This is a genomic window from Rhodococcus sp. C26F, assembly GCF_053345925.1.
Genome location: NZ_JBKFBA010000001.1, coordinates 89,642 through 111,283 on the forward strand (window position 1 = coordinate 89,642; position 21,642 = coordinate 111,283).

The following is a 21,642-nucleotide window of genomic DNA, read 5'->3' on the forward strand; positions in this document are numbered from 1 at the left end:
GTAGTCACCGCTCCCGTTCGGTCCCGGCGGGTCGCGCCGCGGGCAGCAGCCTCGGCGCGACCACGCCCAGCCCGACCAGCGGGAGCACCGTCACCGCGACCAGCACCGCCATCGGCAACCACAGCGAGCCGAGCGCGTAGGCGGCGAAGACCGCCACCGACAGCACCTCGCTCGTCAGGCCGACGACGGACGAGACGGTCGCCCGGGCACGACCGGACATCGTGTCCTGCAGGCGCGCCTCGGCGACGATCGCCGTGTTGTGCAGCGCGCCGTAGCCCACACCGATCGCCGTGAATCCGGCGATCCCCCCGGCGAGTGCACCACCGGCGATCAGTGCCGATCCGACGATCACGACGGCACCCATGGTGCGGCCGCTCATCGTCGCCGTCCGTCCGGCGGTCGCGGCACCGACCACCTGTCCGACGGCCGTCAACGCGACCAGCACCGGCACGAATCCGGTCTCCGCTCCCGATTCGCGTGCGAGGAGAGCGAAGTACTCGTCGAAGGCGAGGCAGGCGAGCAGGGCGGCCGCGAGGACGACCGATCGTCGCACCGCCCGGTCGGTGCGGATCTCGGACGTGCCGGCCTGCAGCGACGACATGTAGCGGACGAGGACGGTGTCGCCGTTGCCGGCGATCTCGTCGGCCTCCTCCACCTTCGGTGCGGCAGGAAGCGTTCCCACGAGCGCGATGTCGACGACGGTGATCGCGACCGACACCCAGCCCACGAGCGCGTAGCCGCCGAGTTCGAACAGCGGTGCCGCCGTGAGGATCGCGACGAAGACACACGTCATCTCACCCGCGTTGGCGTATCCCATGATCGCCGCGTACCGGTGTTCGCACCCGCGCGCGGCGAGTTCGTCGTACACGAGGGCCTCGAAGGTGCCGGATTTCATCGACTCGCTGATGCCCCACAGGACGAAACCGAGCGCGAATCCCCAGTAACCGGGCCACACCAGCCACATCGTGAACGCTGCCGTGAGCAGGGCTCCGCTGCCGAACAGCAGACCGCGACGGGAGACAGTGTCGGCCCACGCACCCGACGGCACCTCGGAGACGAAGGCGACCACCGACCACAGGACGAACAGCGAGGAGATGGAACGGGTGTCGAGACCGTGATCCTCGAACAGCAACGCGTACAGGCCGTAGAGCGGCACGAACTCACGGACGGACGCGTACGCGACCACCCGCGCGGACAGCGAGGTCACCGGATCGGATCAACATCGACGGCGCATGCAACGAGAATGGCACGCCCGGCTCCACATGTCACCCCTCCGGAGGTGGGATACGGTCGGTCATCGTGAGCACGGACGAGCAACAGCAGCGGCAGCGTACCTACACGTGGGAGGACCCGGCACCGACGTCGGCGGCCAACCGCGACATGCACGGACTCGACTTCCTGCGCGGGCTGATGGACGGGACGATCCCGCACCACCCCACCTCCCGCACGCTCGGCTTCACCGTCACCGATGCCGGCGAGGGCTTCGCCGAGGTCACCCTCGAGCCGCAGGAGTTCCACGCCAACGCGGTGGGCAGCATCCACGGCGGCGTGCTCGCCACCCTCTTCGACACCGCGATGGGCTTCTGCGTGTCGAGCACCCTCGAGGCCGGGGTCGGGTACACGACCCTCGACCTGCAGGTCCGCTACGTGCGTCCGGTGCAGACCGGCAAGGGCGTCATCCGTGTGCAGGGCTTCTGCGAGCACACCGGACGTCGCACGGCGACGGCGCGCGGCGAGGCCCGCGACTCCGAGGGCCGCCTGCTCGCGACGGGTTCGACCACCTGCCTGATTCTGCGCTGACCTCTACGGCAGTCGGCGCGGGGCAGCGAAGCGGCGGAGGGCAGGTGCCACCGGACGTCCGCGCAGGAGACCCCGGACGCTCCCGGCGTCGATCGCCTTCCGGTACACCACGAGCGCCGCTTCCACCGCGGCGACGGTGAGGTCGATGTCGTCGTCGGTGTGGGCCGCCGACACGACGAACGACTGGCCCAGGACCCCGCGGTCGAGCAGTTCGGCGAGGAACAGCGTCCGGTACTCCTGCGAGGGCGTCCCGTCGGGTCCTCGCGTCGAGAACACCAGGCAGGACGGTCTGCCCTCGACCCGGACGTATTCGTCGAGTCCCATCTCCGCCGAGAGCGCGTTCACCGCGCTGGCCAGGCGCGTTCCGGCGGCCTCCATCCGTTCGATCGGCCGCTCGGTCCCGTACGCGCGTACCACTGCGCGGAAGGCCGCGAGCGACGCCGCTTCCGGTCCGTGGGTGGTCGAGAGCAGGAAGACCCGTTCGGCGTCGGTCCCGAGTCCGCCGAGTTCCATGTACTCGCGGCGACCGGCGAGCGCGGAGATGGGGAATCCGTTCCCCATCGCCTTGCCCCAGCACGACAGGTCGGGCCGCACGCCGTAGACCGACTGCGCCCCGTGCTCCGACCAGCGGAAACCGGTGATCATCTCGTCGAGCACCATGAGCGCACCGTGGCGATCGCACAGCCGGCGCACTCCTTCGAGGAATCCGGGTGCGGGTTCTGCTGTGGCAGTGGCCGCTTCGAGGACGACGCACGCCACCGGATGCGACGTGAGGGCAGCGTCGAGCGATGCGAGGTCGTTGTAGCGGAAGCGCAACGTGAGTGATCGCGAACTCTCCGGGATGCCCGCACTCATCGGCGTGGTGCCGATGAACCAGTCGTCGACGGAGAAGAAGGGGTGGTCGCAGACGGCGATGTGATCGCGCCCGGTGACGGCGCGCGCGAGACGGACCGCCGCGGTGGTGGCGTCGGATCCGTTCTTGGCGAACTTGACCATGTCGGCGCCGGGCACGAGCGACAGGAAGTCCTCGGCCGCCTCGACTTCGAGGAGGGTGGGACGGCTGAAATTCGTCCCCCTCCGCACGGCTTCGGTGACGGCCTCGACGACCGGGCGGTAGCCGTGTCCCAGCGTCACCGACCGCAGTCCCATCCCGTATTCGACGTAGCGGTTGCCGTCTACGTCCCACACGTGTGCGCCGTCCCCGTGGGTGAGTATCGGCGTCATGTGTTCGGGATACTGGTCCGGGCCGCGGGCGTAGGTGTGGGCACCTCCGGGCACGAGTTCGTGGAGGCGCCGCTGGAGGTGGGTGGACCTGTCGAATTTTGCTGATAGGTCGACGGATTCGGTCATCGTCATTCTCCCGCGGGGGTTGCGTGATCGAGTCTGTGTGTCTCGCTGTCGGCGCTGCCGTCCGCGACCTTGGCCCACAGGTCGAGATCGCGCAGCCGGTCGTCGCGTGTGGTGATGCCTCGCATCCGTCCTTCGAGGGTGAGCCCGAGCGCCTTCGCGAAACCGGCTGCCACCGCGTTGCAGGAATCGACCCCGGTCTGCACCCGCTCGATGTTCAGCACCCCGAATGCCCGGTCGAGCAGCCATCCCGCTGCCTGCAGGAGCGCCCGGTGACTGTCGTCGCCGGTCGCGTCCACACGCAGTGTGGCGTCGTGCCGGACGAGATCGATCGGTTCGAAACCGACCGTGCCGAGGTGCCGGCCGTCCTTCTCCACGCGGTATCCGAAGGCGTGCCCCGACCAGCCCGCCAGCGGTGAACTCGGTTGCCACATCCCTTCCAGGACGGTGTCCTCCTCCCGGCGGTGTCGCCGCAACAGAGGAGGAGACAGGGCGTGGACCGGTCGCAGGATCAGCCCACCGACGTGGGCGGGTGCCGCTTGCAGCGCTGCTCGTCCGGGAGCCAGCCGTTTCGCGGTACCGAGCACGTACCGACAGCCGGTCGCGAGACTTCTCGGTGAGATGCGCCGGTCGACCGAGCACACCGGCAGGACGACGGGAACCGAGGGATCGGACCACTGCGCGGTCAGTCCCTCGCCGGGCACCCGATCGGCCGTCATGGCGAACAGGATGTGGTCCTTGCGACGGCCCCCTGCCGCGAAGGACTTCTTCATCGTCGCCTCCCGGACGAATCCGAGCCGGTCCGCGCCGCGGGCGGCCGGGAGGTTGTCGACACAGATCGGCGCGGTGAGCCGGTACAGTCCCAGGGCGGTGAACGCGTGGTCCATCAGGATCGATATCGCCAGGTGCCCGATGACCCGACCACCCACCGCCGAATCCATCCAGATACCCAGCTCCGCGGAGCGGCTCACGTGATCGATGCCGAACAGGTTGACCTGTCCGGCGAAACGCCCGTCGACCTCGATCACGAAGCCGCGCGACCGGCGGCAGGATCGCAGGTGCAGGCACTCCTGCACCCATTCGTCCTGGGTGTGCCGCGCCTCCCAGGACAGCGGACTGGTCGCCCAGAACGGTTCGATGATGGCCCGGTCGCGCAGCCGGATCCGGCGCCACTCCCGATGGTCCGAGAACCGCGGGGGCCGGAGCCGGACCACCTCCCCGGACCGCGCGACCGCGGCGAGTTCGGCGGAGCCGTGTTTCTCGGGATGGGTTCTAGGAATCGACACGGGTATCCCTCCTCGTCCTGACGGCGGTTGCGACAAGTCGGCGGACCGTGCCGACCAGGTCGGTCGTGGCGGATCTCGCGAACACGCCGAGCGCCAGAAGATAGGCGGCTGCGAAGACGAGTGCGTCGAGTGCCAGCAAGGCGACGGCGACGAGGGTGGGGTGCGTATCGCTGTGCGCGAGATGGTGTTCGAACAACCAGAGCACCACCGTCGCGACTGCCGCGGCGGGCAGCGGGGGAAGGATCGCGCCGGCGAGCTGCGAGAGCGACACCGGGATGCATCTCCTGGCGAGGGCCATGACGACGATCCCCACGACGATGGCCGTGATCGACACGGACAGTGCTGCTCCGACGAGGCCGAAGAATCCGACGAACACGAGCAGGAGCGCCAGACCCACACCGACCTCGGTGAGCGTGTACCAGTTCAGCAGGCCCGTCCGGCCGCATCCCTTGATGATCTCCTCGCTCACGCAGATGAACGCCTTGCCGAGGCTGAGACCGGCCAGGGCGACGACCACCGGTCCGGCTCCACGCCACGGCTCCCCCAGCACGACGACGACGGCGGGTGTGCCGGCGGCGATCATCAGTCCGGAACACGCGGCGGCTCCGATGGTCGCCCACTGCAGGGCGCGCAGATAGGCCGAGACGAGCCTGTCGGGGTCCTTGGCGATCCGTGAGAAGGCGGGAAACAGTGCGACCGACCCGATCTCGATGATCGCCATCGCCGGGATCCGGGCGATCCGCTGGCCGTACCGGAAGAAGCCGAGGTCGGAGGCGCTGAGCCCTCGGCCGACCACCACCGCCTCCGTCGCCGCCTGCACCCGCGAGCCGATCATTCCGAGCACGAGAGGTGCTCCGTAGCGGGCGAGTTCGCGCCAGAGGGCGAACGAGGCGCGGCCGCGACCCGGCCGCCAGCTGGTGATCGCCCATACGGAGACCACCAGGGTGATGTACGAGACGTAGGTGCCGGCCACCATGCTCCACACGCCCCATCCGAGGGCCGCCGTCGACACCGCGACCGTCGCGTAGCTGACGGCGACGGCGGGCCCGACGATCAACCGCCTCTTGACGCTGAACTCGCGTTGCAACATGGCTTCCGGCACGTTGGCGACCGAGTACACCAGCAGCACGCCGGAGGTTGCGGCGGCGACGAGGCCCGCGGTGGTGCTGTCGAAGATCGCCCCGATCACGGGCGCGGCCGCGAGCGCGCCGATGCTCATGACGATCCCGGCCAGCAGGGTCACCCGGAAGACGGTCTCGGCCGCGTCGGCGACGTCGGTGTCACGCTGGATGAGCCCCGACCGGAGTCCGCCTTCGACGAACGTCCCGAAGAAGGTCGTGAGAACCGTTCCCGCGACGAAGATTCCGATCTCGGCCGGGGTGAGCAGGCGTGCGAGGGCGACGGTCTGGGCGAGCGAGACCAGTTCGCAGAACAGCAACGCGACGGTCGACGCGCCGGCCACCCGTCCGATCGAGGACATCAGGGACCGCCCGGGCGGGCCGGTCTCCACCGTCCGGCCCGCGGGGTCCGTCTCTTCGGGGGTCGTGCTGCTCACTCCGGCGACATCCTTCCGGCCTGCACTGTTCGGTGATCCCAGTGGTCTCAGTGGTTCTCGACCCGCGCTCGTTCGGCGAGCGCGAAGACGTGTTCGAAGGCCACGTGTCCCAGACGGATCTGCTCCCGGGCACGGGCACGCAAACGACCGCGGACCTCGTCCGCCTGCTGCCAGGAGGTGCGCATCGCATCCGCGAGCTTGCTTCCGAGCGCGGGATCGTCGAGGTGCAGCAGGGTGAGACCACCACCGAACATGTCCTCGAGGCCGCGGAACTTGTCGTCGTAGTAGCGGGTCGACGACAGGGCGACCACGGGAATTCCCCGCGAGAGCGCGAACACCGCGAGATGGTAGGCGCCGGTCACGAGGACGCGGCACCTCGACACCTGCTCGACGAGCTGTCCCGGCGAGGTGTACCGGGGTGGCGGCTCGGCCACCGAGTCCGCTCCGCGCACGATGGGCAGCGTCGAACGACGATCCTGGGAACGGTATTCCGCGATGATCAACGGCACCAGCGTCGAGGAGTACTCGGTGGCCACGGCCTGCACGACCCTGCGGACGGTGTCGCGGGCGATCTCCGAGACGGGCGCGTAGGCGGCGAGACGCAGGCACACCCCGATGTCGGTTCCGGGGCCGGTGTCACATTCGGTGTAGGCGAGTTCGATCGCGTCGTCACCGGTGACGAGGATCCGGTCGTCCGGCACGCCGGCCCGTTCGAGGATGGCCGGGCCGCGGAGGTTCTCCCGCAGGGAGACGAAGTCGACGCGCGGCATCACCTCGGCCGCGCGTTTCTGCAGCAGGGGGTCGTCGAGCGGTCCGAGGCCCTGGCCGACCATGGCGACGGGAACGCCGTGGTCGCAGGCGTGCTCGATCAGGGTGAAGACACGGTGCGCCTGGGCGGCATCGGAATCGGTGATGTAGCCACCGCCGAGCACGAGCAGGAGGGATGCCTTCTCGACGGCGGCCGCACTGCCCGGATGCACCGGTCGGCGAGCGGCCGCCTCACTCGCGGAGATCGGCGCCTCCACGGACTGTTCGGACGGGAGCCGCGTGCGGACGAGCCGCTCGAGCCGCCGGCGCAGTCCGCGTGCCTTCTGCGGGAACCACACCCGGAAGCGGACCATGCCGAGCGCGACAGGGCCGACGATGCGCGGTCCGAGTGCGGCGAAGAAGTCCTCCGCGACCGTCGGCTCGGCCCAGGGGTCGGTCGAGAGGACGGTGATCCCCTTCGCCGTCGGGTGGTAGGCGCGGAGCAGGAGCGGGACGTCGGTGAGCACGCCGATCTGCGCGTCGGGCCATCTGCGACGCAGGCGCGTGATCGTGACCTCGAGCATCGCCAGGTCGCCGTTGTTGCGAAGCCAGTACTCGCTGCTCTCGATGAGAATGCGAACCGGTCGCGTTGCCGGTTCGTCCGAGTGCAGTCCGAAATGATTGTCGATCATCCGATGATCCGATCCTCGATGAGAGAGGGTCCGGGAGTCCCCGGCGGTGCGGTGTAGCGAAGCATACTCAGAATCAAGCTCATGGGTACGGTTCGAATCTATAATCCACCAAACTCGGGATTTAACAAACTAGAACTCTGCTCTATCGTGTAAAAAGAGACTTAGAGATTGTTTTGAAGCGTCGTCTCCCGAGGACCTGGGGTACCCCATGACACACACGAACACCACGACCGACGCCGATACGCTCGACACGGCGACGACCGTCGGGATCCAATTTCAGCGCATCCGCCACTTCTGGCCCCTCGTCCTTCTCATCACGCTCGGAGCCGTGATCGCGTCGGCCGTGAGCACCTACACCGCCGAGCCGAGCTACACCGGCCGGACGGTGCTGATCGTCTCCTCGCCGGGGCGTGTCCCCGAGGAGGACGCCGTCATGGTGCGGGGCTACATCGACCTGTTCAACGATCCCGCCTACCAAGCGCGACTGCGGGATTCGACCGACCTCCCGCCGGGCACGACCTTCGAGGCACGCACCGCCGCCGCGAGCTCGATGATCTTCGTCGAGGCCACCGCCGGTACCGATGTGGGGGCCAAGGACGCCGCCCTGGCCCTGGCCACGAACTTCCGGTGGGACGTCGACGCGGTGCGGCGGGCCGAGAAGGACGCCTCCCTCGACGCACTCCGCAGCCAGCTGGAGGAGCGGCGCAGACTGCTCACCGAAGGTGCGGATCCCGCCTACACCACCCAGCGCATCATCGAACTCGAGACGCTGATCCAGCAGTTGCAGGGCGACTCGACCAACCAGCTCCAGATCCTGCAGCCCGACGCCGGCATCGCGATGTCGGAACCGAGCATGTCCCGCAACGTGCTGGTCGGACTCCTCGGCGGCCTCGTCCTCGGCTCCGTCGCCGCAGTGCTCGCCTCCCTGTTCTCCCCCACCCTCGGCACCTCCCACGACGTGCACACGAGGACGGGAGTGAATCCGCTCGTCGAGATCCCCCGCGGGGGAAGCCGGCGCAAGGGCCGCGCGCGACATCTCGGTTTCGTCCGCCTCGCGACCCGCGCCGGACACCGCCAGGTACCGCGGCCGGGGACCCTGGCCGTCGCCTCGCCGACCCGCACACCGGCGACCGGCCAGGTGGCACGGGCGATCGCCGAGTTCTGGGCCGGTGAGGGCGAGCGCGTCGTCCTGCTCCACGCCGACCTGCACACCGTCACGGTGCAGGAACGCACCGCCGCCGACGACGCCGTCACGGTACGCACGGCACTCGTCCGGAATCTGCTCGACGGCCCGGACGTCCCGCTCAACCGCGAACGGTTCACCCACCTCCTGCGACGGCTCCGAGCCGATGCCGACCTCGTGATCGTCGAGGTCCCGCCGCTCACCGAGGATCCCTTCGCCCACTCCGCGTGCGTCGTGAGCGACCGGACCGTGCTCGTTCTGGATCGGCGCTCGGGACGGGTCGGTCCCACCCGCGAGGCCGTCGAACTGCTCGCCGACGCCGAACTGCTCGGCGCGGTCCTCGTCGACCCCCGCACCGGGCGCTCGCTCGTCCGCCGTCTCTTCCGCCGCGACAAGCGGGGCGAGTCCCTCGCCACGGTGCGCTACGAACGGATCGACAGCCTCGGCCCCGACACGACGGCGATCTCGTCCAACGGCCACCATCCCGACCAGGACGCCGCGACACTGCTGTCCGGCAAGCCGGGTGCAACACCATGACCACCGCAGGAGCCGTCCGGCCGGGCATCCGATCGTCGGGAGCCCGGTTCGGACGCGCGGCGCTCACGGCCGCCACTGCCGCGGGCCTGCTCGTCGCCGCGGCCCTGGCCGCATTCGTCCTCCCGGGCGAACTGCTCGCGCTGATCCTGCCCGGGGTGGTGGGACTGGCCGTCGTCGCCGCGGCGGTCTACCACCCGGCCACCGCGGTGCTCGTGCTGATCGTCGCGATGTTCTTCCGGCTCCCCACACCCGAGATCCCCATGCTGCCCGTGGATCTGTTCGTCTTCCTCTTCGCGGTCGCGCTGGGTTCGTTCGGACTCTGGATCACCGTGCGCCCCGATCGCATCCGGCAGCTGGGCATGCTCGAGATCTTCATGGGCCTGTTCGTCCTGTGGAACTTCTGGTCGATGTTCGCCTCGCACCGCTTCCCCGCGGTGGTTCCCCTGACGAGTCAGCCCACCTCGGTGTCCCGCTTCATCATCATCGGCACGGTCATCCCGTTCGCCGTCTTCGTCATGGGCCGCCTGAGTTTCGACCGGGAGCGTGCGGTGCGGGGCATGCTCTGGACCGTCACCGGCATCGCGGCGTTCTCGGCGATGATGAGCATCTTCCAGCTCAAAGGTCCGACCGCTCTGGTGTGGCCGCGCTACATGCTCGAGAACGAGCACTGGCCGGGCCGCGCGGTGGGTGTCACCAATCAGCCCGTCGGCAACGGGACGATCCTCATCTTCGGTTTCATCGTCACGGTCGTCCTGGCCTCGCAGAGATCCGAACCCGTCTGGCTCCGGCGACTCGCCGCCGTGATCTCCGTAGCGTGCGCCTACGGCGTCTTCCTCACCTACACACGCGCGGTGTGGCTGGCGTTCGGGATCGTCGTCCTCGTCGGCCTGCTGTGTGCCCGCGGCTTCCGTCGCGCCTTCGCCCTGACGGCCACGGCGATGGTGATCGCGGTCGCGATGAACTGGTCGACCTTCACCAGCGCCGACCGGAAGGCCGGTGGGGTGGGCTCGACGAGCGAGATCCACGACCGGCTCAACGCGATGGCGACGGCCTTCTGGGCGATCCGCGAGGAACCGCTCACCGGATGGGGTGTCGCGCGATTCGTGTCCGTCAACACCTTCTTCCACCGGGCGTGGGGACCGAGCATCCCGTGGGAAGGCGGATTCGGTATCGACGCCCACTTCACGGAACTGGGGATCTTCGCCGAACTCGGCATCGTCGGTGGTCTGTTGTGGATCACGGTGCTCGTGCTGCTCGTCGTCCAACTCGTCCGCGCCTACCGCAGGTTGCCACCGGGCCGGCTCACCGAGCAACCGCTCGCGATCGCGGCCGTCCTCGCCGTGCTGTGCCTGCTCGTCACCGGGTTCACCGCCGAACTCCGCAATTTCGATGTCACCAACGCGATGGCACTGCTCATCGCCGGTGTGGCGATCGGATGGTCCGACCGGTTCGTCCCGCGGAAGCGGGACGCCGAGAGATCCCCGGAGGAGGTCTCGTCATGAATGCCCCACGGGTGCTGTGGGTCTCCACCAGCACATCGACCCGAGGCGGTGTCGCCTCGTTCGTCCGCACGATGCAGGGCACCGATCTGTGGAGCGACTGGCACATCGAACACATCGGCACCCATCGCAACGGTTCGATCCCTCTCCGGATCGTCGCCTTCGCCGTCGGGCTGGTCTCGTTCACCTACACGGTGATCCGGAGGCGACCCGACGTCGTGCACCTCCACACCGCCTCGTACGGGAGCTTCGTCCGGAAGGCCACGCTGGCGTGGATCGCACGCGCCGCCCGCATCCCGGTGATCCTCCACGTCCACGGCGCCGAGTTCCACCGCTTCTACTCCCTGTGCCCCAAACCCGCACGGGCCGTCATCCGCGCGACCCTCACCGAGGCCGATGCGGTGGTCGCGCTCGGGGAGAGGTGGGCGTGCCGCCTGCAGGAGATAGCGCCCCGCGCCCGGATCGTAGTCGTGCCCAATGCCGTCCGGCCCCGGACGCCCGTCTCCCAACTGCCGGACGGGCGACCGGTGAACGTGCTCTTCCTCGGTGAGGTCGGTGAACGCAAGGGCACCTTCGTCCTGCTCGAGGCATGGGCGCGACTCGCGCACGAAGGAGCGATCTCCGGCGCGCACCTGACGATCGCGGGCGACGGTGCCGTGGACGCGGCCGCACAACAGGTCGCCGAACTCGGCATCGACAACACCGTCACCATCGCGGGATGGACGGCGCCGGAAAAGGTTTCCGGACTGCTCCGGGACAGCCGCATCCTCGTGCTCCCGTCCCGGAACGAAGGTCAGCCGATGGCGATCCTCGAAGCCATGGCGGCAGGGTTGTGTGTGGTGGCCAGTCCGGTCGGCGGGATACCCGATCTCGTCGACGCCGATTCGGGAATCCTCGTCCCACCCGACGATCCCGACGCCCTCGCCGCCGCCCTCCGGAAGGTCGTCACCGACGACGCGGAGCGGGCCCGTCTCGGTGCCGGCGCCTGGCGCCGGGTGTGTACGGAATTCGACGTCGACGTCGTGTCACGGCGTTTCGACGCCCTCTACAGAGAGGTCGGCAGATGTCCCGTCCGCTGCGACTGATGTACGTCGTGCCGGATCTCGGTGTGGGCGGCGCCGAACGGCACGTCACCACCCTGCTCCCCCGACTCGACCCCCAGCGCTTCACCTCGTGCGCCGTCTGCATCGGAGAACCCGGCGCGCTGTTCTCCGACCTGGTCGACTCGTCGATTCCCGCAACGGCGCTGCGCAGGACAAAACGACAGATGGTGCGTGCCCTGGTCGATCTGGTGCGGGAGATGCGCCGGTTCCGTCCCGACATCGTGATCACGCGGGGATACAACGCCGAGACGCTGGGACGGGCTGCGGCCTTCCTCGCCCGGGTTCCGCACGTCGTGGTGTGGGTTCACCACTGCGGCGATCCCGAACCTCGCGGCCCGCTCCGGCGACTGATCGACCGGTGCCTCGATCCGATCACCGATTCCTATTTCGGTGTGGCCGAGGCCCAGCGCGCATTCATGACCGACGACCTCGGCTACCCACCGGTGAAGATCACCGTCGTGCACAACGGGGTCGATCCGTCGCTGTACGACACCACCGACGATCGCAGCGTGCTGCCCGAGCTCGGTGTGCCCGCGGATGCTCCCACCGTCGGAATCGTGGCGGCACTGCGTCCGGAGAAGGACCACGCCTGCTTCCTCCGCGCCGCACGGCGGGTCGCCGACGTGCGGCCCGACACCCGCTTCCTCGTCATCGGCGACGGGCCGTGCCGCGAGGACCTCGAAGCGATCGCCGACGCCGCCGGCCTGCGCGCGAACGTCGTCTTCACCGGTGCACGCGGCGACATCCCCCGCATCCTCCGCGCCCTGGATCTCGTCGTCCTGTCGTCGTACAGCATCGAGTGCTTCCCCATGGCTCTGCTCGAAGCCATGGCATCCGGCCGTCCCGCGGTGTGCACGGCTGTCGGCGGTGTCCCCGAGATGCTGGTCGACGGGGTCACCGGCCGGCTCGTCCCGGCCCGCGACGAACGAGCACTCGCCGACGGGATGCTCGAACTGCTCGACGATCCCGAACTCGCCCGCAAGATGGGGCGGGCCGCGCGGGAACGCGTGGAATCGGAGTTCACACTCCACCGAAGTGTCGAGGGCGCCCAGACCGCCCTCGTGGAAGCCGCACGGTCCGGAATCGTGCGACCCGCACGGCCGACGGAGCGAGCCGATCGGACGGATCCCGTCCGCCTCACGCTCGTGCTGGACCAGACGTTCGTCGGGGGCGTCGAGGTCCTCATGCTCGAGGTGTTCCGGCATCTCGATCCGTCGGTCGTGCGCCCCCGTCTGGTGTGCCTGCGCGAAGCCGGCCCGCTCGCCGAGGAATATCGGCGCGCGGGATTCGAGGTGGAGGTCGTCCCCCGATCCGGCCGCTACGACCCGCGCCGGTTGACGCGGCTCGTGCGCATGCTGCGTACCGACCGCACCGACGCCGTGCTCGTGACACACCACCACCACGCCGCTCTGGCGCTCGGCAGGCCGGCGGCGAGAATCGCCGGGACACCCACGAATCTCGTTGCCGCACACGACATGGATCTGACGAGCATCGGCAAACGGTGTCTTCCCCGGTGGGCGGTGTCCACCCTCTTCCTCTCCGACGCCCTCGTGCTGCTGGGACCGCGCCAGGGCGACTATCTGCGCCGCGAGGAGGGAGTCGCCCGCCGGCCGTGGTCGCGCACACGAGAGGTGGTCATCACCAACGGGATCGACATCGGTGACCCACCCACCGAGGAGGACCGCGACCGGGCCCGCGCAGCGCTCGGGCTGTCCCCCGACGCGTTCGCCGTCGGTATCGTCGCGCGGTTGAGCCATCAGAAGGCACACCAGGTGCTGTTCGAGGCGGTGCGGATCGCCGCACGCACCCGTCCCGAGCTGCAACTGCTGGTCATCGGTGGCGGCGAGAGAGAATCCGAACTACGCTCGCTCGCCGGCGATCTCGGTATCTCCGGCCGGACCGTGTTCACGGGTGTGCGCCGCGACGTCCGGGCACTGCTGCCGGGACTGGACGTGTCGGCGCTGTCGTCCGTCCACGAAGGTGCACCCATCACGGTCATCGAGGCCATGGCCGCCGGTCTTCCGGTGGTGGCCACCGAATGCGGCTGCCTGCCCGACATGGTCACCGACGGGACCGACGGCTTCCTCGTCCCGGTCGGAGACGCCGCGGCACTCGCGGAACGACTGCGCGTGCTGGCCGCCGACCGGTCACTCGCCCGCCGCCTCGGCGCGAACGGCCGCGAACGCGCGGAACGCGAGTACCGGATCTCCCGGACCGCACGGTCGTTCGAGGCCCTGCTCACCGAACTGACGGGCAGGTCGAACTGACGGGCCGATCGACCGGTCAGTCCGTCCGCAGGAGGATGAGGCCGTCCAGCGGTTCGAGCACCACCTCGTCGGTGACGCTGCCGTCGTTGACGCTCGGGTCCTGCGTCCCCTGCAGGTGACGGTAGGGGCGCTCGAGGTACACGTGTTCGGCATTGTCCCCGCTGTTCACGAGGACGATCCCGTTCTCGAAGTCCCGGCGGAGCACGGTCCGTCCCGCGTCGCCCTGCAGGCCGACCTCGGAGACGGGCAAGCCCAGATAACCGGGGCCGAGTCCCGCCCCGTCCATCTCGTCGTAGTAGGCGGTACTGCCGTAGTGCAGGAGCATCGGCGCCCAGTAACCGTCTCCCAGGAGCGTGGCCGTGAGAAAGAAGCGCGCTCGTCGATAGGTGTCGGCCACACTCCGGCCCGTCCCCAGGCGGTCGATCGTCATCCACACTCCCGGTGATCGGTGTCCCCCGCCGGCACTCGTCTCGAGATAGCGGTCGAGGTCCATGCCCGGATCGCGCTCGACCATCGGATCCGCGAAGCTCTCCCAGGCCCGCCCGTCGAGCAGGCCGTCTACCGGGCTGCGATCGCCGTTCGCGACGATGATCGCGTCGGGCATGCGCTCCCGCATGATCCGCTCCGCCACGGTGAGTCCCCGCGCCCACGGCCCGTCGGGGCCGTAGATCTGTGAATCCGGTTCGTCCACACCGTCGCCGTCGATGTCCCACGCATCCGCGTCGGCCGAGTAGATCCGATCCCCCCAGACGTCGAGGAGGACACCGTCCCAGATCCCGGTCGACCAGACCTGATCGGCGATCCACTCCGCGGCGTACTCCGCATAGATCCTGCCGTCGACCCGCGGCGCCACGTCGGTGAGGTTGGTCATCGTCGTCCGGGGCCATTCGCTGACCGGCTCCCCCGATGCCGTGGTGGCGAGCCATTCCTCCGGGAAGGCGCTGCTGTTCGGGCCGTCGAACTGCCACAGGGCGTACCGATCGGCCCAGTATCCCGGCGACCCCAGCGCTCCCGGAAGGTCGACGAGGTTCATGTACGCGAGCAGACGGACACGCGGATTCCGCGACCGGAGCCCGTCGAAGTACGACTCCGGAACACGATGCGCCCATTCGTGATCGAGAACCACGAGATCGTATCGGGCGAGCTCCTCCATCGGAGGGAGACGATCCTGGTCGAGATAGTAGGTGGCGGTTCTCGGGAAGGTCGGCTCACCGGTCGCGGGCATACCCGGCAGGGACATCGCTGTCGACGCCGCATCCGCGGTGGTGTCACGCGCGGTGGGCGCCACGCAGGACAGCGACGACGTCGTCACCAGCGCGACGAGCAGGATGCGGGACACCGTACGGCCCTTCGATCCTCCGGATCGGTAGCGGTGCCGGGATCCTCCGGATCGGCGGGGGCGTCCCGTTCTCCTGTACACGGGATGACGCCTCACTCTCCCGGACCCAGGCGGTAGCCGGCGAAGGCCTCGGCCACGGCCGCCGGAACGGCACGGTCTCCCCCGCCCTCCACCACGGCCGTCTTGAGTTTTCCGGAGGCGGTGCGCGGCACGGCATCCAGGGTCACCACGCGGAGTTCCTGTCCCGGGCCGAACAACCGCTCGACATTGCGTCTGTACTGTTGCTCGACACGCTCGGCGTCGAAGCCCACGCCCGGAACCATCCGGATCTCGAACCGCCCGGGTGCGAGTTGCGCGATCTGCGCTTCGCGGACACCGGTGACGTCGTCGATCACGGTGGACGGCAACGGAAGCGGCCTGCCGTCCGCGGTGGTGAACGCGTCCTCGACCCGACCGTCGAGCGCTCCGAGGGTGGGGAACGCCCGGCCGCACGCGCACCCGTCTGCCGGTGCCGGTCCGACCAGATCGCCGGTCCGGTAACGGAAGATCGGGAAACCCCAGTTGTGCAAGGGTGTTCCGATGATCTCCCATCTGTCCGGGACACCGGGGACGGGTTCGAGTTCGACGATGCCGTAGTCGGGGAAGATGTGCATCGTGCCCGCCTCGCACGTGCCCGCCATCGCGACGCGCTCCGTCTGACCGTAGTGATCGACGATCGGGCCTCGGAAGACCTCGCGGATCAGGGCGCGCTGGGCGGAGCGCATCGTCTCGGAGGACGTCAGGACGGCGCGGACCGGGAGCCGCTCCCCCTGCTCGTACAGCAGTTCCGCGAGCAGACAGATGCTCGACGGCCAGCCGTCGATCGCGTCGGGACCGAACCTGCGGATGTCCCACACGATCGTGGGCAGATCGTCGGGGGTGAGTCGGTAACTCGACACCAGCAGCTGTCGTGCGCCGGGGACGATCTCGGTCGGGTTTCCGGGGCGGTCGGCCGCGAAGTCGCTGCCGCCCAGCGTCACCCGGCGAGGGGCACGCGGCAGGCCGAACCAACTCCACTGCCGCTCGAGCACCCGCATCTCGTAGACCGACGAGCCCGGGGTCCGGTAGACGGTGACGGCCCGGCCCGACGTCCCGCTCGAATGGGCCTCCCACATCGCGCGCGCGGGATAGGCCCGGAACGTCTCGGGACGGTCCATCAGGTCGTTGCGGCGGAGGACGGGCAGGCGCCGCAGGTCGTCGAGGGTGCGGATCTCACGCGGGTCCACCTTCTCGCGGCGGAACCACTGCCGGTAGAACGGCGAGGCGACGGCCGCCCATCGCGTCATCGCACGGAGCCGACCTTCCTGGAAGGCGCGGATCTCGTCGGGGTCCGCTGCTGCGATCCTGCGGAGTTCACGGGTCATCGGGGCGGCGAGTGGATGCATACGCCGCACGCGGTGCTGGACGGCGACGAGTTTCTTCGGAGGTGCCATGGGCCCACCTTCGGTTCGGATGCGCTCGCGCTAAACATACCTGTAGTCTGATTAAGCGGCAATCTACAGACTTTGATTTTGCTACGGTGGGGATCCGCACCGTGCCGATCCCCTGTCGATCACCTCGTGACGGAGGTCCTGTGCAACCACCTCGTAACGGAGGTCCCGTGCAACCACCTCGTAACGGAGGTCCCGTGCAACGACTCACCTGGTACGCACATCGGCTCCGCGCGATGGAACCCGCCGAGATCGAATGGCGGGTCCGCCGCGTGGTCGGACAACGACTTCCGTCCCGATCGTTCACCGACGCGCAACTCGTCGGGCCCGACCTCGACTGGTGCGGCACCCTCGACCGTTTCCGTGCAACCGAGGGCCGTCCCGTCCTCCTCGGCCACGAACAGGCCGACACCCTCGCCGGAACCGAGATCGCCGCCGCCACGCTCGTCGCCGCGGATCGGGTTCTCGACCACCGCTTCGCCTACTTCGGCTATCCGGAGGCGGCACTCGGACCCGAGATCGACTGGAATCACGACCCCATCGGCGGGATCGACTGGCCGGCGCTGCCCGGTCACCGCATCGATCACCGCACTGCGGCCGGCGACCCGAAGTGGATCTGGGAACTGAACCGGCTGCAGCACCTTCCGTGGCTGGCGCAGGCCTGGCTCCTGACCGGCGACGATCGCTACGCCGCCGAGGCGTTCGACCAGCTGGACTCGTGGATCGCCGCCAATCCCCCCGGACGCGGCATCGCCTGGCGCGGAGCGTTCGAGGCGGGCATCCGCGCGATCTCGGTGGCCGTCGCGCTGCAGGGGCTGCGGCACAGTCCGCGTCTCACCGTCGCCCGCTTCCGCGCCGTCGTGTGCATGCTCGCGGAGAGCGCCCGCCGATGCTGGGCCGAACGCTCGTTGTACAGCTCGGCGAACAATCACCTCATCGGTGAACTCGCAGGCCTCGCCACCGTGGCTCTGCTGTTCCCCGATCTACGGCCCTCTCCGCGATGGGAGCGTGATGCCGTCACCGCGTTGTGCGTGGAGGCCGACCGGCAGATCCTGCCCGACGGCAGCGGTGCCGAACAGGCCGTGGGCTATCAGATGTTCACCGCCGAGCTGCTGCTCCTCGTCGCCGAGATGCTCCGGCGACGTGACGGATACGCGCCCGTCCTGCTCACGAACGCGATCACGCGCAGCGCCCGGTATCTCGCGGCGGTGGTCGGAGACCACGACCCGGCACCGCGCTACGGGGACGACGACGAAGGGTTCGCTCTGCGCCTCGACGCGTTGCCCGTGCGCACCGTCCGCGATCATCTCGGTCTCGTGGGGGCCGTCCTCGGCACACCCGATGCGATACGGGCCGGCACTCGATCGCCGGCCGCCGGATGGCTCGACGCCCCTACGAAAGCCACCGAGGACGCGCCTCGTGGCGAACCCTTCGGCAGCTTCCACGCGCCCGACGGCGGCCTCGTGGTGCTGCGCTCCGGGCGACGCCGGATCACCATGGACGTCGGCCCCCTCGGGTACCTGTCGATCGCGGCGCACGGCCACGCCGACGCACTCGCGGTCACCCTGAGTGCCGACGGCCACGAACTCGTCGGACATCCGGGCGTGACGAGCTATTACGGCCATCCCGACTGGCGGTCCGCACATCGGGGCACGCGAGCCCACCCGACCGCCTCGGTGGACGGACTCGACCAATCCGTCATCGGCGGTGCCTTCCTCTGGCAGCAGCACGCACGGGTGCACACGCATTCCGTGGACACCGCAGCCGGCTTCGTGGACGCCGAGCACGACGGCTACCTCCGACTCGACGAACCCGTCGTACACCGCAGGTGGCTCATCGCACCGCCCGACCGTGCCACCGCGGTGGTGGTGGACCTGTTCACCGGTGCCGGCCACCACGAGTTCCGCACCGCCTGGCCGCTGCACCCCTCCCTCGACGTCCGACCCGCCGGGTGCGGCCATCTCGCCCTCCGGGAGGACGCACCCGCCCTGCAGCTCGCCTACGCCGCGTCCTCCGGAGAACCGATCCGCAGCGAGATCCGCGGCGACACCGACACGAATCTGGGCTGGTGGTCGCACCGGCTCGAATCCCGCGTCCCCGCATGGCTCGTCGGCAGTGTCGTGCACGCGCAGACCCCGGTCGCGCTGGTGACGACATTGACGCCGGGCAGCGCCGGAGAACCGGCGGTGTCGGGACTCGCCGTCGCCCTGCGCGACGACGCGATCACCGTCCGGTGGCGCGACGAGGACGGCGCCCACCTCCACACCGTCCTGCCGAGCAGCGACCCGCCCGGACACGTGCGGCGCGCAGACGTCGCCGACCCCGTTTCCTGATCACCCGCCTGATCCCCACAGTTTCTCCGAGGAGTTCGAGCATGGAACCGACCTTCAGCTTCCTCACCACCGCCTACCGCACCGAGGACTACGTCGCCGAGACGATCGAATCCGTCTTCGCGCAGAAACTGGACGACTGGGAACACGTGATCGTCGACAACGGCATGTCGGACGACATGGCCCGCGTGGTCGGGCGGTATCTGAACGACCCGCGGATCATCCTGGTGCGCCAGGAGAATCGCGGCTACGCGGGCGGGATCGCCGCGGCAGCGAAGGCGGCACGCGGACGATACCTGTGCGTCCTCGACAGCGACGACCACCTGATGCCGGGCTTCTGCACGCGGGTCGGTGCCGTGCTCGACGCCCGGCCGGAGATCGACGCCGTCGCGGTGGACGCCCACCTGTTCACCGATGCCGAGGGACTGCTTCCCACCGGGTACATGCGGTCGATCGGGGCCGGCGGGAACCGCCGGGGGCGCGGACGCCTCTCCCTGCTCGACGTCCTCGGCGGCGAGGTCCCCTACTACACGGCGGCGATCCGCCGCGAGGCGTGGTCCGCGGTGAACGCCTACGCGTCGGGCATCGAGGACGTCGACGAATCGGTGATCGTCTGGCTCCGCCTCGCCGACCGTTTCGAGGTGCAGATGCTGCCCGACCGGCTCGCCCGGTACCGCCTGCGCGGCGACTCGGATTCGCGGGACGAGGCCACCGTCTCGACCTTCGAACGGCAGCTGATCCGGTCGTTCCAGGCGGGCGCGGCGTTGGCGACGACCCCCGAGGAGCACGAGGCCCTGGACGAGACAGTGCGTCGGCTCCGCTATGACCAGGCACTGCGTCGGGCCCGGTCCGCCTTCCTCCGCAACGATCTGCCCGCCGCCCGCATCGCGGCCCGTGACGCCTTCACCCACCGGCGTTCCCTGCGTGCCGCTGTCGCGCTCGCGTCCGTCACGGTGGCTCCCGGCCCGGTCCGGATGTTGTACCCGGCGAAACAACGACTGACGAGCGCGGCCGGGCGGGTGGCCGTCCGTCTGAACGCGCCGGTCTGACACACCTTCCCATCCCGTGGACACGAGGGAGACCTGCGATGCGTATCGACACCACCGACCTGGCCGGTGTTCTCGTTCTCCGCCCCGAACCGTTCCGTGACGATCGAGGCCTGTTCACCCGCACCTTCGACGCGACCGAATTCGACGCCTACCTCCGGAGCCGTCCCGATTCGCCGGCCGTCCGGGCCTCCGACTTCGTGCAGGACTCGCAGTCCCGCTCGGTCCGGGGCGTCGTACGTGGCATGCACGGCCGCTCCGGGGACGGGGAGGCGAAACTGGTGCGCTGTGCACATGGAGCGATCCACGACGTGCTGGTCGACATCCGTCCCGGATCGCCCACTTTCGGCTGCTCGCAGGCATTCCTGCTCGACGACGTCGAGTTCGCCCACCTGTTCGTACCGCCGGGATTCCTGCACGGTTTCCAGGCGCTGGCCGACGTCACCGACGTCTGTTACCGCATCGACCGGCCGCACGATCCGCGTGAGGATCTCGCGGTGGCACACGACGATGCGGATCTCGGCATCGTCTGGCCACTGCCGGTGACGACGATCAGTGCACGTGACGCCGCTGCCGGCAGCTGGAAGGACCTGTTGGCCGGGCTCCCCTCCTCGGAGAACCCGGCCGACGTGTTGTGGTGAATGCTCAGGCGCCCTGCCCGCCGAACCGGACGACCGCCTTCTCCAGGACGAACGCCTCGGCGTGCGGGTACCGGCACTGCACCCCGCGGAGACGGGACAGGCCCAGGAACGACTCCTCGTCGAACCAGTCGTGATCGGTCTGCGACGGATAGTGCTTGAGCAGCACACGCGCCTTCTCCGCCGCGACATCCCTGGTGAGCGGGTGGTACACGGCGGTGGCCGGCGTGTCCGCTTCCCACTTGAGGATCTCGTAGCCGAGGACCAGGTGGTCGCGGAAGACCGTCGGCACCATCTCGGCGAGCAACCGATGGTCCTGATGCGCGTCGGCGCGCTGCGGAGCGAACACCACGTCGGGTTCGGTGTGGTAGCGGAAGGACTGGAGTGCGATCTTGATTCCCTCCCAGTACCCCGGGGCACGCCCGTCCGGGATGTCCAGTACGCGGACCATCACGTCCGCTCCGGGGCACAGGGCCCGCAGCGCGTGGTTCTCCTCGATCTCGCGCGGGGTGTCGCCGCCGGAGAGGACGAAGGCACGCACGCGCAGGTTCGGGCACGCCGCCGACAGGGTCAGCAGTGTTCCGCCGACCCCCATGGCGATGTCGTCGCAGTGGGCGCCGAACAGCGCGACCTCGCGGACGTTGCGCGGCATCAGCTCGATCACGACTCCCACACCCCCTCGGTGCTGCGGCCGGGAGCGCAAACGACGGGAGACAGAAGCACTTTCATGATCAACACCTTGTCTTCGGCGACGGAGGCCAGGCTGACGGCAGACCCCGCAGAGGAATGTCGATGGGTCCGAGA

General features: G+C 69.2%; 16 protein-coding genes. 8 read left to right on the top strand and 8 right to left on the bottom strand.

Going from position 1 to position 21,642, the window contains the following annotated elements:
* Nucleotides 1–4: 4 nt before the first annotated feature.
* On the bottom strand, nucleotides 5–1,207 hold the full coding sequence (locus tag ACLBYD_RS00360) for an MFS transporter (RefSeq protein ID WP_447814969.1): 1,203 nt from the start codon (nucleotides 1,205–1,207) through the stop codon (nucleotides 5–7).
* 92 nt (nucleotides 1,208–1,299) lie between these two features.
* Here ACLBYD_RS00360 and ACLBYD_RS00365 point away from each other — a divergent pair, with 92 nt between their 5' ends.
* Complete coding sequence (locus ACLBYD_RS00365; RefSeq protein ID WP_006553428.1) at nucleotides 1,300–1,800, top strand: PaaI family thioesterase; 501 nt, start codon at nucleotides 1,300–1,302, stop codon at nucleotides 1,798–1,800.
* Between the two features lie 3 nt (nucleotides 1,801–1,803).
* On the opposite strand, the gene ACLBYD_RS00370 is transcribed toward ACLBYD_RS00365, so the two are convergent.
* Genes ACLBYD_RS00370 through ACLBYD_RS00385 form a run of 4 tightly spaced genes read right to left on the bottom strand, consistent with a single transcriptional unit; the run spans nucleotide 1,804 to nucleotide 7,427 of the window.
* The gene (locus tag ACLBYD_RS00370) at nucleotides 1,804–3,150 is read right to left on the bottom strand and encodes a glutamate-1-semialdehyde 2,1-aminomutase (RefSeq protein ID WP_447814971.1); all 1,347 of its coding nucleotides are present in this window, start codon (nucleotides 3,148–3,150) and stop codon (nucleotides 1,804–1,806) included.
* Nucleotides 3,151–3,152: 2 nt separating this feature from the next.
* A complete protein-coding gene (locus ACLBYD_RS00375; protein WP_447814972.1) occupies nucleotides 3,153–4,433 on the bottom strand; it encodes a GNAT family N-acetyltransferase in 1,281 nt (426 codons plus the stop codon).
* Entirely contained in the window at nucleotides 4,420–5,988 is a 1,569-nt protein-coding gene (locus ACLBYD_RS00380; protein ID WP_447814974.1) for an oligosaccharide flippase family protein, read from the bottom strand. The genes ACLBYD_RS00375 and ACLBYD_RS00380 overlap by 14 nt, the downstream gene beginning before the upstream one ends.
* Nucleotides 5,989–6,035: 47 nt before the next feature.
* Entirely contained in the window at nucleotides 6,036–7,427 is a 1,392-nt protein-coding gene (locus ACLBYD_RS00385) for a polysaccharide pyruvyl transferase family protein (RefSeq protein ID WP_447814975.1), read from the bottom strand.
* Nucleotides 7,428–7,635: 208 nt separating this feature from the next.
* On the opposite strand from ACLBYD_RS00385, the gene ACLBYD_RS00390 reads away from it, so the two are divergent.
* Genes ACLBYD_RS00390 through ACLBYD_RS00405 form a run of 4 tightly spaced genes read left to right on the top strand, consistent with a single transcriptional unit; the run spans nucleotide 7,636 to nucleotide 14,016 of the window.
* Nucleotides 7,636–9,147, top strand: a complete 1,512-nt coding sequence (locus tag ACLBYD_RS00390; protein ID WP_447814976.1) for a hypothetical protein — start codon at nucleotides 7,636–7,638, stop codon at nucleotides 9,145–9,147.
* On the top strand, nucleotides 9,144–10,649 hold the full coding sequence (locus tag ACLBYD_RS00395) for an O-antigen ligase family protein (protein WP_447814977.1): 1,506 nt from the start codon (nucleotides 9,144–9,146) through the stop codon (nucleotides 10,647–10,649). The genes ACLBYD_RS00390 and ACLBYD_RS00395 overlap by 4 nt, the downstream gene beginning before the upstream one ends.
* Nucleotides 10,646–11,731 carry a glycosyltransferase family 4 protein gene (locus ACLBYD_RS00400; protein ID WP_447814978.1) on the top strand — a complete coding sequence of 362 codons (1,086 nt, stop codon included), beginning with the start codon at nucleotides 10,646–10,648 and terminating at the stop codon, nucleotides 11,729–11,731. The genes ACLBYD_RS00395 and ACLBYD_RS00400 overlap by 4 nt, the downstream gene beginning before the upstream one ends.
* Nucleotides 11,710–14,016: a glycosyltransferase gene (locus tag ACLBYD_RS00405; RefSeq protein ID WP_447814979.1), complete on the top strand. Its 2,307-nt coding sequence runs from the start codon at nucleotides 11,710–11,712 to the stop codon at nucleotides 14,014–14,016. Before ACLBYD_RS00400 ends, ACLBYD_RS00405 begins: the two co-directional genes overlap by 22 nt.
* A 16-nt stretch (nucleotides 14,017–14,032) precedes the next feature.
* On the opposite strand, the gene ACLBYD_RS00410 is transcribed toward ACLBYD_RS00405, so the two are convergent.
* Nucleotides 14,033–15,355 carry a putative glycoside hydrolase gene (locus tag ACLBYD_RS00410; protein ID WP_447814980.1) on the bottom strand — a complete coding sequence of 441 codons (1,323 nt, stop codon included), beginning with the start codon at nucleotides 15,353–15,355 and terminating at the stop codon, nucleotides 14,033–14,035.
* Between the two features lie 92 nt (nucleotides 15,356–15,447).
* Entirely contained in the window at nucleotides 15,448–16,827 is a 1,380-nt protein-coding gene (locus ACLBYD_RS00415) for a phenylacetate--CoA ligase family protein (protein ID WP_447814981.1), read from the bottom strand.
* A gap of 194 nt (nucleotides 16,828–17,021) precedes the next feature.
* On the opposite strand from ACLBYD_RS00415, the gene ACLBYD_RS00420 reads away from it, so the two are divergent.
* From ACLBYD_RS00420 to ACLBYD_RS00430, 3 genes are read left to right on the top strand one after another with little or no spacing between them, the layout of a single operon-like run.
* Complete coding sequence (locus ACLBYD_RS00420; protein ID WP_447814982.1) at nucleotides 17,022–19,157, top strand: heparinase II/III domain-containing protein; 2,136 nt, start codon at nucleotides 17,022–17,024, stop codon at nucleotides 19,155–19,157.
* A 41-nt stretch (nucleotides 19,158–19,198) separates the two neighbouring features.
* On the top strand, nucleotides 19,199–20,203 hold the full coding sequence (locus tag ACLBYD_RS00425; RefSeq protein ID WP_447814983.1) for a glycosyltransferase family A protein: 1,005 nt from the start codon (nucleotides 19,199–19,201) through the stop codon (nucleotides 20,201–20,203).
* Nucleotides 20,204–20,241: 38 nt separating this feature from the next.
* Complete coding sequence (locus tag ACLBYD_RS00430) at nucleotides 20,242–20,841, top strand: dTDP-4-dehydrorhamnose 3,5-epimerase family protein (RefSeq protein ID WP_447814984.1); 600 nt, start codon at nucleotides 20,242–20,244, stop codon at nucleotides 20,839–20,841.
* Between the two features lie 4 nt (nucleotides 20,842–20,845).
* Here the strand turns inward: ACLBYD_RS00430 and ACLBYD_RS00435 are convergent, their stop codons facing one another.
* Nucleotides 20,846–21,490 (bottom strand): PIG-L deacetylase family protein, encoded by a 645-nt coding sequence (locus ACLBYD_RS00435; protein ID WP_081314592.1) that lies wholly within the window; start codon nucleotides 21,488–21,490, stop codon nucleotides 20,846–20,848.
* Nucleotides 21,491–21,642: the final 152 nt, after the last annotated feature.

Excerpts from the sequence above, each read along its gene's own strand:
- ACLBYD_RS00370 (WP_447814971.1), bottom strand. The coding sequence starts at position 3,150 with ATGACCGAATCCGTCGACCTATCAGCAAAATTCGACAGGTCCACCCAC.
- ACLBYD_RS00430 (WP_447814984.1), top strand. The coding sequence starts at position 20,242 with ATGCGTATCGACACCACCGACCTGGCCGGTGTTCTCGTTCTCCGCCCC.
- ACLBYD_RS00435 (WP_081314592.1), bottom strand. The coding sequence starts at position 21,490 with ATGCCGCGCAACGTCCGCGAGGTCGCGCTGTTCGGCGCCCACTGCGAC.
- ACLBYD_RS00405 (WP_447814979.1), top strand. The coding sequence starts at position 11,710 with ATGTCCCGTCCGCTGCGACTGATGTACGTCGTGCCGGATCTCGGTGTG.
- ACLBYD_RS00395 (WP_447814977.1), top strand. The coding sequence starts at position 9,144 with ATGACCACCGCAGGAGCCGTCCGGCCGGGCATCCGATCGTCGGGAGCC.
- ACLBYD_RS00425 (WP_447814983.1), top strand. The coding sequence starts at position 19,199 with ATGGAACCGACCTTCAGCTTCCTCACCACCGCCTACCGCACCGAGGAC.
- ACLBYD_RS00390 (WP_447814976.1), top strand. The coding sequence starts at position 7,636 with ATGACACACACGAACACCACGACCGACGCCGATACGCTCGACACGGCG.
- ACLBYD_RS00385 (WP_447814975.1), bottom strand. The coding sequence starts at position 7,427 with ATGATCGACAATCATTTCGGACTGCACTCGGACGAACCGGCAACGCGA.
- ACLBYD_RS00400 (WP_447814978.1), top strand. The coding sequence starts at position 10,646 with ATGAATGCCCCACGGGTGCTGTGGGTCTCCACCAGCACATCGACCCGA.
- ACLBYD_RS00415 (WP_447814981.1), bottom strand. The coding sequence starts at position 16,827 with ATGGCACCTCCGAAGAAACTCGTCGCCGTCCAGCACCGCGTGCGGCGT.